12 protein-coding genes are annotated in these 13610 nt (G+C 63.3%); all 12 read left to right on the top strand.

All coding sequences use genetic code 11. The features are described 5' to 3' along the window. The first annotated feature begins 19 nt into the window (after positions 1–19). The 12 genes from leuC (at position 20) to folC (ending at position 13595) form a co-directional block, all read left to right on the top strand. A complete protein-coding gene (leuC, locus tag BXA07_RS06840; RefSeq protein WP_076566800.1) occupies positions 20–1423 on the top strand; it encodes a 3-isopropylmalate dehydratase large subunit in 1404 nt (467 codons plus the stop codon). Positions 1424–1491: 68 nt separating this feature from the next. Next, positions 1492–1614: an entericidin A/B family lipoprotein gene (locus BXA07_RS06845; protein ID WP_010400408.1), complete on the top strand. Its 123-nt coding sequence runs from the start codon at positions 1492–1494 to the stop codon at positions 1612–1614. Positions 1615–1665: 51 nt separating this feature from the next. Continuing rightward, positions 1666–2313: a 3-isopropylmalate dehydratase small subunit gene (leuD, locus tag BXA07_RS06850; RefSeq protein ID WP_046685799.1), complete on the top strand. Its 648-nt coding sequence runs from the start codon at positions 1666–1668 to the stop codon at positions 2311–2313. A 10-nt stretch (positions 2314–2323) separates the two neighbouring features. Continuing rightward, complete coding sequence (gene leuB, locus BXA07_RS06855) at positions 2324–3394, top strand: 3-isopropylmalate dehydrogenase (RefSeq protein ID WP_076566802.1); 1071 nt, start codon at positions 2324–2326, stop codon at positions 3392–3394. 45 nt (positions 3395–3439) lie between these two features. Next, positions 3440–4567, top strand: a complete 1128-nt coding sequence (gene asd, locus BXA07_RS06860; protein ID WP_071650193.1) for an aspartate-semialdehyde dehydrogenase — start codon at positions 3440–3442, stop codon at positions 4565–4567. 172 nt (positions 4568–4739) lie between these two features. Then, positions 4740–7313, top strand: a complete 2574-nt coding sequence (locus tag BXA07_RS06865) for a motility hub landmark protein FimV (RefSeq protein ID WP_083708097.1) — start codon at positions 4740–4742, stop codon at positions 7311–7313. A gap of 146 nt (positions 7314–7459) precedes the next feature. Beyond that, positions 7460–8290 (top strand): tRNA pseudouridine(38-40) synthase TruA, encoded by an 831-nt coding sequence (truA, locus tag BXA07_RS06870; protein WP_244556209.1) that lies wholly within the window; start codon positions 7460–7462, stop codon positions 8288–8290. Between the two features lie 22 nt (positions 8291–8312). Continuing rightward, the gene (locus BXA07_RS06875) at positions 8313–8996 is read left to right on the top strand and encodes a phosphoribosylanthranilate isomerase (protein ID WP_076566806.1); all 684 of its coding nucleotides are present in this window, start codon (positions 8313–8315) and stop codon (positions 8994–8996) included. Further along, positions 8989–10239 carry a tryptophan synthase subunit beta gene (gene trpB, locus BXA07_RS06880; protein ID WP_139335461.1) on the top strand — a complete coding sequence of 417 codons (1251 nt, stop codon included), beginning with the start codon at positions 8989–8991 and terminating at the stop codon, positions 10237–10239. Before BXA07_RS06875 ends, trpB begins: the two co-directional genes overlap by 8 nt. Before the next feature lie 86 nt (positions 10240–10325). Next, positions 10326–11123 carry a tryptophan synthase subunit alpha gene (gene trpA, locus BXA07_RS06885; protein ID WP_076566808.1) on the top strand — a complete coding sequence of 266 codons (798 nt, stop codon included), beginning with the start codon at positions 10326–10328 and terminating at the stop codon, positions 11121–11123. Between the two features lie 197 nt (positions 11124–11320). After that, positions 11321–12193 (top strand): acetyl-CoA carboxylase, carboxyltransferase subunit beta, encoded by an 873-nt coding sequence (gene accD, locus BXA07_RS06890; RefSeq protein ID WP_010400390.1) that lies wholly within the window; start codon positions 11321–11323, stop codon positions 12191–12193. A 103-nt stretch (positions 12194–12296) separates the two neighbouring features. After that, the gene (folC, locus tag BXA07_RS06895; protein WP_076566809.1) at positions 12297–13595 is read left to right on the top strand and encodes a bifunctional tetrahydrofolate synthase/dihydrofolate synthase; all 1299 of its coding nucleotides are present in this window, start codon (positions 12297–12299) and stop codon (positions 13593–13595) included. The last annotated feature ends 15 nt before the right edge of the window (positions 13596–13610 follow it).

The raw sequence follows: 13610 nt of genomic DNA on the forward strand, positions 1-13610 counted from the left end.
TGGCAACGCTGCATAAATCATGATGAAGACGCTTTACGACAAACTCTGGGAATCCCACGTTGTTCGGGCCGAAGATGATGGCACGACAATTTTGTATATCGACCGGCACCTGCTGCACGAAGTCACGAGCCCGCAAGCCTTCGACGGCCTCGGCGTGGCGGGACGCCAGCCGTGGCGCGTGTCCGCCAACCTGGCCGTGGCCGACCATAACGTGCCCACCACCAGCCGGGTCGATGGCATTGCCGACCCCGTTTCGCGCCTGCAGGTGGAAACCCTGGACAAGAACGCCAGGCACTACGGCTTGACCTACTTCAACATGAACGACAAGCGCCAGGGTATCGTGCATGTGATCGGCCCTGAACAGGGCGCGACCCTGCCCGGCATGACGGTCGTCTGCGGCGATTCGCACACGTCCACGCACGGCGCGTTCGGCGCGCTGGCGCACGGCATCGGCACGTCCGAAGTCGAGCACGTGCTGGCCACGCAGACCTTGCTGCAAAAGAAATCCAAAGCCATGCTGGTGCAGGTCGACGGCGCTCTGCCGGCGGGCGTGACGGCCAAGGACATCGTGCTGGCCATCATCGGCAAGATCGGCACGGCCGGCGGCACCGGTTACTGTATCGAGTTCGGCGGCTCGGCCATCCGCGCCCTGTCGATGGAAGGCCGCATGACGGTGTGCAACATGGCCATCGAGGCGGGCGCGCGCGCCGGCATCATCGGCGTGGACGACACCACCATCAATTACGTCAAGGGCCGTCCGTTTTCCCCGGCCGGTCCGCACTGGGAGCGCGCCGTGGCCTACTGGCGCACCCTGCATTCGGACCCGGGCGCCCGTTTCGACCTCGTCGTCACGCTCAACGCGCAAGAGATCGAACCGCAAGTGACGTGGGGCACCTCGCCCGAGATGGTGGTCGGCATCGATGGCCGCGTGCCCGATCCGGACAATGAAAAAGACAGCGTCAAGCGCGACGCCATCGAAAAGGCGCTCGTCTACATGGCCCTGAAGCCGAATACGCCGATCTCCGACATCCGCATCGACAAGGTCTTCATCGGTTCCTGCACCAATTCGCGCATCGAGGATTTGCGCGCGGCCGCCGCCGTGGTGCGCGGCAAGTACCGCGCCTCGAACGTGACCCTGGCGCTGGTCGTGCCCGGTTCCGGCCTGGTGAAAGACCAGGCCGAGCGCGAAGGCCTGGACCGCATCTTCAAGGATGCCGGTTTCGAGTGGCGCGAGCCGGGCTGTTCCATGTGCCTGGCCATGAATGCGGACCGTCTGGAACCGGGCGAACGCTGCGCCTCGACCTCGAACCGCAACTTTGAAGGCCGGCAAGGGCAGGGCGGTCGTACCCACCTGGTGTCGCCCGCGATGGCGGCGGCAGCGGGCATCGCCGGCCACTTTGTCGACGTGCGGGCGTTGCGATGACGGCAGGGACTGGCGCCGCTGGTTTACACTAGCGTTTCCAGTCCCATATTTCTTATCGAGAACTCATCATGAAAAAACTCTTCGCCCTCCTCATCGCCACCGTCATCTTGTCTGGCTGCAACACCGTGTCCGGCATCGGCCGCGATGTGCAGAAAGTCGGCCAGGTTGTCACTGGCGCCGGCGGAAAATAAACCGTGACGTGCCGGCGCCCCGCGCCGCGCGTCTTACCGAGTAGAAACAGCATGGATAAATTTACGATTTACGAAGGCCTGGTCGCCCCGCTGGACCGCGCCAATGTCGATACCGACGCGATTATTCCGAAGCAATTCCTGAAATCGATCCACCGCAGCGGCTTCGGCCCCAACCTGTTCGATGAATGGCGCTACCTCGACCATGGCGAGCCTGGCCAGGACAACAGCCGCCGCCCGCTGAACCCCGAGTTCGTGCTCAACGAGCCGCGCTACCAGGGCGCCTCGATCTTGCTCACGCGCAAGAACTTCGGCTGCGGCTCCTCGCGCGAACACGCGCCGTGGGCACTGGACCAGTATGGCTTCCGCGCCATCATCGCGCCCTCGTTTGCCGATATCTTCTTCAATAACTGCTACAAGAACGGCTTGCTGCCCATCGTGCTGTCGGAAAGCCAGGTCGAGCACCTGTTCAATGAAGTCAAGGCTTTCCCCGGCTACAAGCTGGTGGTGGACCTGGAACAGCAGTGCGTGCGCACCAGCAATGGTTCCGTCTCGTATCCGTTCGAAATCGATGCCTTCCGCAAATATTGCCTGATGAATGGCCTCGACGATATCGGCCTGACCCTGCGCCATGCGGACGATATCCGCGCCTTCGAAGAGCGTCATTTGAACAATCAGCCCTGGCTGGCCAACGTTATCTAAAGATCACCCCATGAAAATTGCAATCTTACCCGGCGACGGCATCGGTCCTGAAATCGTCGCGCAAGCCGTCAAGGTCTTGAATGTGCTGGGCGAATCGTTCGAGCTGGAAAGCGCGCCCGTGGGCGGCGCCGGCTATGCGGCCCATGGCCATCCCTTGCCGGAAGGCACCCTGGCGCTGGCGAAAGCGGCCGATGCCGTGCTGTTCGGCGCCGTGGGCGACTATCAATACGACAGCCTGGAGCGCCAGTTCCGTCCCGAGCAAGCCATTTTGGGCTTGCGCAAGAACCTGGGCCTGTTCGCCAACCTGCGTCCGGCCATCTTGTACCCGGAACTGGCGGGCGCCTCGACCCTGAAGCCGGAAGTGGTGTCGGGCCTCGATATCCTGATCATCCGTGAATTGACGGGCGACATTTATTTCGGCCAGCCGCGCGGCGTGCGCGAGTGCCCGGACGGTCCGTTCAAGGGCCAGCGCGAAGGTTTTGACACCATGCGCTATGCGGAAGGCGAAATCCGCCGCATCGCCCACGTGGCGTTCCAGGCGGCGCAAAAGCGCGACAAGCGCCTCACCAGCGTGGACAAGGCCAACGTGCTGGAAACCTTCCAGTTCTGGAAAGACATCGTCATCGACGTGCACAAGGAATACCCGGATGTTGCGCTCGATCATATGTACGTCGATAACGCGGCCATGCAGCTGGTGCGGGCGCCGAAGAAATTCGACGTCATGGTGACCGGCAACATGTTCGGCGACATCTTGTCGGACGCGGCCGCCATGCTGACGGGCTCGATCGGCATGCTGCCGTCCGCCTCGCTGGACGCCAACAACAAGGGCCTGTACGAGCCCTCGCACGGTTCGGCGCCCGATATCGCGGGCAAGGGCATCGCCAATCCGCTGGCGACGATCTTGTCGGCCGCCATGATGCTGCGCTATTCGCTGAACCGCGAAGAGCAGGCAAACCGCATCGAGGCTGCCGTCAAGCAAGTGCTGGCGCAGGGGCTGCGCACGGCCGATATCCACGAAGCGGGCACCACTTTGGTCGGTACCGAGGCCATGGGCGATGCGGTCGTCAAGGCATTAGGATAAAATATTTCAATGACGGCAGTCGCCGTCTCATCTTGAGGAATGGTAATGAAATTAGTTGGCTTGGTAGGTTGGCGCGGTATGGTCGGTTCGGTCCTGATGCAGCGCATGCAGGAAGAGGGCGATTTCGCCCATATCGAACCGGTGTTTTTCACGACGTCGAACACGGGCGGCGCGGCGCCGGCCATGGCGAAGAATGAAACCATCCTCAAGGATGCCAACAATATTGCCGAACTGTCCAAGTGCGACATCATCATTTCCTGTCAGGGCGGCGACTACACGAGTGCCGTCTTCCCGCAGCTGCGCGCAGCGGGCTGGAACGGCTACTGGATCGATGCGGCCTCGACCTTGCGCATGGAAAAAGACGCCGTCATCGTGCTCGACCCCGTCAACCTGCACGTCATCAAGGATGCGCTGGGCAAGGGCGTCAAGAATTACATCGGCGGCAATTGCACCGTATCCTGCATGATGATGGGCCTGGGCGGCCTGTTCCAGCACGATTTGATCGACTGGATGACGTCGATGACGTACCAGGCGGCCTCGGGCGGCGGCGCGCAGCACATGCGCGAGCTGCTGACGCAATTTGGCACCATCAACAGCTCCGTCAAGGCGCTGCTGGAAAATCCCGCTTCCGCCATCCTGGAAATCGACCGCCAGGTGCTGGCCACCCAGCACGGCTATTCCCCGGACGAAATCAAGCAGTTCGGCGCGCCGCTGGCCGGCAACCTGATCCCATGGATCGACAAGGACCTGGGCAACGGCCAGTCGAAGGAAGAGTGGAAGGCGGGCGCGGAAACGAACAAGATCCTGGGCCGCGGCATCGACTTCGGCACCAAGGAAATTCCTGTCGACGGCCTGTGCGTGCGCATCGGCGCCATGCGCTGCCATTCGCAGGCGCTGACCATCAAGCTGAAGAAAGACGTGCCGCTCGATGAAATCAACGACATCATCGCCAGCAACAATCAATGGGTGAAATTCGTGCCGAACACGCGCGAAGCGTCCGTGCGCGACCTGTCGCCGGCAGCCGTCACGGGCAGCCTGACGATTCCCGTCGGCCGCGTGCGCAAGATGAGCATGGGCGGCGAATACCTGTCCGCGTTCACCGTGGGCGACCAGCTGCTGTGGGGCGCGGCCGAGCCGCTGCGCCGCATGCTGCGCATCCTGCTGGACGCGTAATGGCAATAATTTGCTGATCCAGATCAAGCCGGGGCTGTTTCCCCGGCTTTTTTTTCGTCCTGAGCCCGTCAAGGCTCAACCATGCGGAGCTTGCATAGCTCTGGGCATGATGATATGTTGATACCTCTGGAAAAGTAACTGTTTTCCCATGTCAACTAAGATGCCGCCAACTATGCCTGTACACACTCGTCCCCGGGTCGCCTCCCTTGCCATCAAAACGCTCAGCAGCGCTGTCGCCTGCGCGGTGTTATTGTCACCGGCGGCATCCGCAGCCGAGCTGGGCAAGATCACGGTGCTGTCCGCGGCCGGCCAGCCGCTGCGTGCCGAGGTCGAGCTGTCGGCCATCAAGCCTGGCGAAGCGTCGACCCTGCTGGCCAAGCTGGCGCCGCCGGAAGCCTACCGCCAGGCCAACGTGGAATTCAATCCCGCGCTGAACGCATTGACGTTCGCCGTGGAAAACCGCAACGGCAAGCCCTTCATCCGCATCAGCTCGGCGCAAGCCGTGGCCGAGCCCATGGTCGACTTGCTGCTGGAACTGAGCAGCAAGAGCGGGCGCCAGGTGCGCGAATACGCATTCGTGCTCGACACGCCCGAAGCGCGCCAGACGCGCGGCGCACAAGTGACGGCGCCCGTCGAGCCAGGCAAGGCCAAGCCGGCCGCTGCCGCTGCCGCTGCCGATACCGCGCCGGCGAAAAAGGCGGCCGGCGAATACAAGGTCAAGGCGGGCGATACCCTGAGCCGCATCGCCAGCGAACTCAAGCCATCGGGCGTGTCGCTCGACATGATGCTCGTCGCCCTGTACCGCGCCAATCCCGACGCCTTCAAGGGCGAGAACATGAACCGCATGCAGGCCGGGCGCATCCTCGCCGTGCCGGGCGCGGACACCATCCGCGCCACCAGCGCGGCCGAAGCGAAGGGCATCGTGACGGCGCACGCCATCGATTTCGAAGCCTACCGCAACAAGCTGGCAGGCCAGGTGGCGCAAAGCAAGCCGGCCAAGGCGGCGCAGGCGGCGCAAAGCACGGCCGGCAAGATCGGCGCGACGAAAGTACAGGAAAAGCCAACGGCCGTGAGCGAGTCGCAAGACAAGCTGAAACTGTCGAAAGCGGAGCCGGCGGCCAAGTCGGCCGGCAAGAGCGCCGTCGCCAGCGAGGAAGACAAGATCGCCAAGGCCAAACAGGTCGAAGAAGCGGCCGCGCGCGTCAAGGAACTGGAAAAGAACGTCAGCGACCTGGAAAAGTTGATGGCGGTCAAGAGCAAGGCCATGGCAGACAAGAGCGCCCCGGCGCCCGCCAAGCCGGCCGAGGCTGCTGCCAGCGCACCGGCAAGTGCGGCGGCCAGCGCCATCGCCAGCGCGCCGGCCGAGGCGCAGCCGCCCGTTCCGAAGGCCAAACCGGTGCCGCTGGTGAAGAAACCGTCGCCGCTGGAGCCGACCATTACCGACAAGATCAATGACCACCTGGGCGCCATCGGCATCGGCATCGCCGCGCTGCTGGCCGCCGTTGCCGCGCTGGTGGTCGCGCGCCGCCGCAAGGATGCGCCGCCCGCGCCGGAGAGCGTGGCTCCCGTGTTCGAGCCGGAGCCGCCCGCCGCGCCACCGGCCGGCCCGGCGCCGGAAGACCAGCAGTCCGAAGCGAGCAATCACCTGTTTGGCACGGGTGCCGCCGCTGCCGGCGTGGCCGCGGCAGCGGGCGCCAGCATGCTCGACGCGAATGAAACGGACCCCGTCGCGGAAGCCGATGTGTATATCGCCTATGGCCGCGATGGCCAGGCGGAAGATATCCTCAAGGAAGCCTTGCGCATCCACCCGGAGCGCCATGCGGCCCGTCTGAAGCTGCTGGAAATCTATTCGGCCCGCAACGACGCGCGCGCGTTTGAAGACCAGGCCAGCGAGCTGTACAGCCTGACGCGGGGCCAGGGCGAAGAGTGGCCGCAGGCCGCCGCGCTGGGCCTGGCGCTCGACCCCACCAATCCCCTGTATGGCGACACGGAGGACGACGCCGTCGTCAGCCTGAGCAAGGGTGCCGACGATGGCTTGCGCGGCCACAGCATGGATTTGCCGGAAAACACACAGGCGCCAGCGCCGCTGGTGGACCTGGCGCCGGCCGAACCGGTGGCCAGCGTTGCGCAGCGCGACACGCGCGAGCCGCTCGATTTTGACCTCGACAGCCTCGATTTCGAGCCCGTTTCCACCAGCGACCCTATCGTCATGCCGGGGCCGGAAGCGACGCCTTCCGCGCCTGCGCACGAGGCGCAGTACGACGCCAGCATGGATTTCGGCCTGGACCTGGAGCCGCCAGCCGGTCCCGTGAATGGCGTGGGCGCCGGCCTGGCGCCGCTGCCCGACCCTTTGACGGATGTGGACCTCGCGCATTTCGACCTGGATGAGCCGGTGTCGCCTGCGACGACCCCGGCGGCGCCAGTCGCGGCGGCCGAGCCATCGATCGACAGCCTGTTTGACGATGCGCAAGCGCCCGCCGCGCTGCCGGACGCCATCCCGCCGGCCCGTGAACTCGACCTGTCCGGCATCGACCTGGACTTGCACGACAACAAGCCGGCCAGCGTGGGCGTGGACGACCCGCTGTCGGCCATGCACATGGAAATGGATACCAAGCTGGACCTGGCGATCGCTTACCAGGAAATCGGCGACAAGGAAGGCGCGCGCGAGCTGATCGACGAGGTCATCAAGGGCGGCAGCGAAGAGCAGGTGGCCAAGGCCAATACAATGAAGGCACTTCTGAGCTAAGCACCTGGTATGACGTCCATGGCAGCGTTGCACGGTCTCGCCGTACTATTCGTACTGTCTTCGACTATGCGCCTGGCCCTGAACGCCGTCTCAGGCGCTGGTGTCGCCGGGAGGCGGGGCCGCCTTTGCGCCGGTATAATGCTTCGATGCAAAATATTACGACAGCAACGCCATTGAAGCGTATCGCCCTGGGCCTGCAGTACGACGGCACGGCCTGGCATGGATACCAGAAGCAGGAAGACGGACAGACGGTGCAGGACCAGCTGGAAAACGCGCTGGAGCAGTTTGCCCGCGTGCGCCTGGCCACCACCTGCGCCGGCCGCACGGACACGGGCGTGCATGCGCTCGAGCAAGTCGTGCATTTCGATACGGAACTGAACCGCGACGTGCACTCGTGGGTGCGCGGCGTCAACGCCTTCCTGCCCAAATCGATCGCCGTGCGCTGGGCCAGGGAACTGCCCGGCGATCCCACCGTCAACGATTTCTTCCACGCCCGCTTCAGCGCCCGCGCGCGCACCTATCATTATGTGTTGTATAACAACGCCACGCGTTCGCCGCTGGTGGAAGGGCGCGCCGGTTTCTTTTTCCGTCCGCTGGACGTGGAACTGATGCGCCAGGCCGTGCAGCCGCTCTTGGGCTGGCACGATTTCACGGCTTTCCGCGCCGCGCAATGCCAGGCCAAGTCGCCCGTCAAGCTCATGCATGACATCCGCATCGAGCGCCACGGCGATTGCGTCATTTTTACGATTACGGCCAATGCCTTCCTGCACCACATGGTGCGCAACCTCGTCGGTTCGCTCGTCTACATCGGCACGGGGCGCGAAAAGCCGGAATGGCTCGGGCACTTGCTGGAAAGTAAGGATCGCCACGCGGCGGCGCCCACCTTCATGCCCGATGGCCTGTACCTGGCGAAGATCGATTACGATCCGAAATGGGAATTGCCGCAAGACAGCAGCAGCGCCTTGCCCTGGTTTTGAGCTGTATCAAGAAAGGAATCGCATGCCACGCACACGCATCAAGATCTGCGGCCTGACCCGCGTTGAAGACATCCAGGCTGTCGTGGCGGCGGGCGCCGACGCCATCGGCTTCGTGTTTTATCCGAAAAGCCCCCGTTACGTGACGCCGCAGCAGGCCGCCAGCCTGATCGCCGCCGTTCCCCCGTACGTGACGGCGGTGGGCCTGTTCGTCAACGCCACCGTGGACGAGGTGCGGGCCACCAGGGCCGTGGCGCCCTTGTCCCTGCTGCAATTTCACGGCGACGAGACGCCCGAGCACAGCGCCGCGCTGGCCGGCGCCGTGAATACGCCGTTTACACAAGTGTTCAGGGTGAAACCTGACACCTCCTTTGAAGATTTGCTAGAATACGAACAGCGCTATCGCGCCGCCAGTCCCTTGTTTGCCAGCCTCTTGCTGGACACCTATGTGGATGCCTATGGCGGTGCAGGAAAGGTATTCGATTGGTCCCTCATTCCAGAAGAACTCGCGCCTCGGGTCGTTTTAAGTGGTGGCTTGAGCGTACAAAACGCGACTGACGCAGTGGTGCGCGTGCGCCCTTACGCCGTCGACATCAGCAGTGGTGTCGAAGCGTCCAAGGGCATCAAGGACGCGTCCCGTGTCCGCGCGTTCATCGCCGCGGTGCAGGATGCCGATGCCATCATTGCCAGAGGAAACCACCATGAATGACCGTACCACAGCGCCCGGCGCAGCCGCCGCATTGTTCCACGCCACCGATTACCCGTTTCCCGACCTGCGCGGCCACTTCGGCCCCTACGGCGGGGCATTTGTTGCCGAAACGCTCACGCATGCGCTGGCCGAGCTGAAGGACGCCTACGCCCGCTACAGCGCCGACCCGGAATTCCTCGAAGAATTCCGCTATGAGCTCAAGCACTTCGTCGGCCGTCCGTCGCCCATCTACCACGCCAAGCGCTGGTCCGAGATGGCCGGCGGCGCGCAGATCTATTTCAAGCGCGAAGACTTGAACCACACGGGCGCGCACAAGATCAATAACGTGATCGGGCAGGCCCTGCTGGCCAAGCGCATGGGCAAGCCGCGCATCATCGCCGAAACGGGCGCCGGCCAGCATGGCGTGGCCACGGCCACGATCTGCGCCCGCTTCGGCCTCGAATGCGTGGTCTACATGGGCAGCGAAGACGTCAAGCGCCAGGCGCAGAACGTGTACCGCATGAAATTGCTGGGCGCGACCGTCGTGCCCGTCGAGTCGGGCTCGAAAACCCTCAAGGATGCGCTGAACGAAGCCATGCGCGACTGGGTCACGAACATCGAAAACACCTTTTATATCATCGGCACCGTGGCCGGTCCCCATCCGTATCCGATGATGGTGCGCGATTTCCAGTCCGTGATCGGCGAGGAATGCCTGGTGCAGATGCCGGAAATGACGGGCCGCCAGCCCGATTACGTCCTGGCCTGCATCGGCGGCGGCTCGAACGCCATGGGCATCTTTTACCCGTACATCGACCAGAAAGAGGTCAAGCTGATCGGCGTGGAAGCGGCCGGCGAGGGACTGGACACGGGCAAGCATTCGGCGTCGCTGACGGCCGGTTTTCCGGGCGTGCTGCACGGCAACCGCACCTATCTGCTGCAGGATGACAACGGCCAGATCATCGAGACGCATTCCGTCTCGGCCGGCCTCGACTACCCGGGCGTGGGCCCGGAACATGCCTGGTTGAAAGATTCCGGCCGCGCGCAATACGTGTCGATCACGGACGACGAGGCGCTGCAGGCTTTCCACGACTGCTGCCATATCGAAGGCATCATCCCGGCCCTGGAATCGTCGCACGCGCTGGCCTACGCGGCCAAGCTGGCGGCCACCTTGCCGAAAGATCAAATTGTACTGGCCAACCTGTCGGGCCGTGGCGACAAGGACATGCATACGGTGGCGGAGCGCATGGGATTGAATTTCAGTTAAATAACTGTCAATTCCCCATAACGCGTAGGTCGGATGAGCGCGCAAGCGCGTCATCCGACATCCTCCACCGATAAAGAAAGCTCACCATGTCCCGTATCGCCGCTACCTTCGCCCAGTTAAAATCCAGCAACAAGACCGGCCTGGTCACCTTCATTACCGCCGGCGACCCCGGCCCCGACGCCACCGTGCCCCTGATGCACGCGCTCGTCGAGGGCGGCGCCGACGTGCTGGAGCTGGGCGTGCCGTTTTCCGACCCCATGGCCGAAGGCCCCGTCATCCAGCGCGCCTGCGAGCGGGCCTTGAAATTCAATGTCGGCATCCACGACGTGTTCGGCTATGTGCGCCAGTTCCGTGAAACGAACCAGACGACGCCCGTCGTGCTGATGGGCTATGCGAATCCCATCGAACGCATCGGCAGCGCCGCGTTTATTGATGCAGCGCAAGCTGCCGGCGCCGATGGCGCCATCGTCGTCGACTATCCGCCCGAAGAATGCGAGCAATTCGCGGCCGCCATGCGCGCGGCCGGCCTCGACCTGATTTTCCTGCTGGCACCTACCTCGACGGAAGAGCGCATCGCGCAAGTGGCCAAGGTTGGCGGCGGCTTCAGCTATTACGTGTCGCTGAAAGGCGTCACGGGTGCCGGTAACATTGATACGGAACAGGTGGCGGAACGCCTCGCGGCCATCCGCCAGCATGTAAAATTACCCATCGGCGTGGGCTTCGGCATCCGCGATGGCGCCACGGCCAAGGCCGTTGCCAAGGTGGCCGATGCCGTCGTCATCGGCAGCCGCATCATCCAGGAAATTGAAAACGCCCCGGAAGGGGGCGCCGTCGATGCCGTGCGCAGCTTTACGGCAGGCATCCGCGCCGCACTGGACGCTTGAGCAAGCTTGCCGTTTACGCAAGATGCGTTGGCGGCAAAGTTCGACAGCCCGGCGATAAACGGCTACACTTCGGCCACTGATTTGCCTGTTATTGTGCAATAGATAAAATTTTTGGTGGCACCCCGCGGGGCGTCGCCGTTGACCGTCTGCCGGGGGCGTCCACTGACGCTACCCCTACAAGGGCCCAAGGAGAAAATATGAGTTGGTTGGAAAAACTGCTGCCACCGCGCATCCAGCGTTCTGATGCTGCCGCGCGCAAGACCATGCCGGAAGGCCTGTGGGTCAAGTGCCCGTCGTGCGAAGCCGTGCTGTACCGCACGGACCTGGAATCGAATTTGCATGTGTGCCCGAAATGCGACCATCACATGCGCATCCGCGCGCGTGAGCGCCTCGACAGCCTGCTCGACGCGGGCGGCCGCTATGAAATCGGCCAGGAAATCCTGCCCGTCGATACCTTGAAATTCAAGGACAGCAAGAAATACCCCGACCGCCTGAAGTCCGCCATGGAAGCGACGGGCGAGACCGATGCGATGGTCGTCATGGGCGGCGCCATCATGAGCCTGCCAGTGGTCGTGGCGTGCTTCGAATTCGAATTCATGGGCGGCTCCATGGGCTCCGTCGTCGGCGAGCGCTTCGTGCGCGGCGCGCAGATCGCGCTGGAGCAGAAAGTGCCGTTCATTTGCATCACCGCCACCGGTGGCGCGCGCATGCAGGAAGGCTTGCTGTCGCTGATGCAGATGGCGAAAACCACGGCCATGCTGACCAAGTTGTCGGAAAAGAAATTGCCATTCATCAGCGTGCTGACCGACCCGACCATGGGCGGCGTGTCCGCTTCGTTCGCCTTCATGGGCGACGTCGTCATCGCCGAGCCAAAAGCGCTGATTGGCTTTGCCGGCCCACGCGTGATCGAAAACACCGTGCGCGAAAAACTGCCGGAAGGCTTCCAGCGCGCCGAGTTCCTCGTCACCAAGGGCGCTGTCGACATGATCGTCGACCGCCGCAAGATGCGCGAAGAAATCGCCCGTCTGCTGGCCTTGCTGCAGAACCAGGCCGTTGAAGTGCTTGCTTAATCGTAAATAGTTACAGGCCGGGCGGTGTCCTGCGGACCCGCCTGGTTGCCACGCCACACCGTCTGCGCGCCGCGCGCACTGTCTCCTCATCAACAAGTCTCCCATGCAAAACCTCCCCACCACCTTGCCGGACTGGCTCGCCCTGCTGGAAACCCGCCATTCGGAAACCCAGATCAACATGGGCCTGGACCGCGTGCAAGCCGTCAAGGCGCGCATGCAGCTCGCTTTTACTTGCCCCGTGATCATGGTGGCGGGCACGAATGGCAAGGGTTCCACCTGCGCCATGCTGGAATCCGTGCTGTTGCGTGCTGGCTACAAAGTGGGCCTGTACATCAAGCCGCATTTCCTCGATTTCAATGAGCGCGCCCGCGTGCTGGGCGAGATGGCCAGCGACGAGCAGCTCGTCGCCAGCTTCCAGGCCGTCGAAGCCGTGCGCGGCGACACGCCGCTCACGTATTTCGAATTCACCACCCTGGCTATCCTGCACCTGTTGTCGCAAGCCAAGCTCGATGTGGCCATCCTCGAAGTGGGCCTGGGCGGGCGCCTGGACGCCGTCAACGTGATCGACGCCGACGTGGCCATCGTCACCAGCGTCGACATCGACCATACGGATTACCTTGGCGACACGCGCGAAGCGATCGGCTTTGAGAAGGCCGGTATCTTCCGTCCGGGCAAGGCGGCCATCTGCAGCGACCCCGTGCCGCCGCAGTCGCTGATCGACCATGCCGAGGCCATCGGCGCCGACCTGTGGCTGATGGGCCGCGATTTCAACTATTCGGGCGACAAGCAGCAGTGGAACTACGGCGGGCGCGAGCAGCGCCGCAATTCGCTGGCCTACCCGAGCTTGCGCGGTGCCAACCAGATCCTCAACGCGACGGCCGTGCTGGCCGCGCTGGAAGTGCTGAAATTGAAACTGCCCGTGGGCGCGCAGGAAGTGCGCACGGGTCTCGTGACGGTAGAGTTGCCGGGCCGCTTCCAGGTCTTGCCTGGCCGCCCCAGCGTGATCCTTGATGTAGCGCATAATCCCCACGCGGCCTCGGCCTTGAACCAGAACCTGGGCAATATGGGTTTCCACCCGTACACCTACGCCGTGTTCGGTTCCATGCATGACAAGGATATCGATGGCGTGCTGGCCGCCATGAGCGAACACGTCGACCACTGGTGCCTGGCGGGCCTGCCTTCGCCGCGCGCGGCCACGGCTTCCGAACTGGCCGCCAAGGTGCAGATCATGCTGGAAGATAAGCCTGACAGCAGCGAGCACACTGTGTCTATTTTCGATGATCCGGCACAAGCTTTTGCAAATGCAATGAGCCGGGCCGGTGAGAATGATAGAATTGTGGTCTTTGGTTCTTTCCTCACCGTCGCCGGCGTGATGAAGGCCCGAAAATCCTCACTTCACTGAAACGCACTCGACTGA

It is taken from the genome of Janthinobacterium sp. TND4EL3, assembly GCF_900156175.1.
Taxonomy (GTDB): Bacteria; Pseudomonadota; Gammaproteobacteria; order Burkholderiales; family Burkholderiaceae_D; genus Janthinobacterium.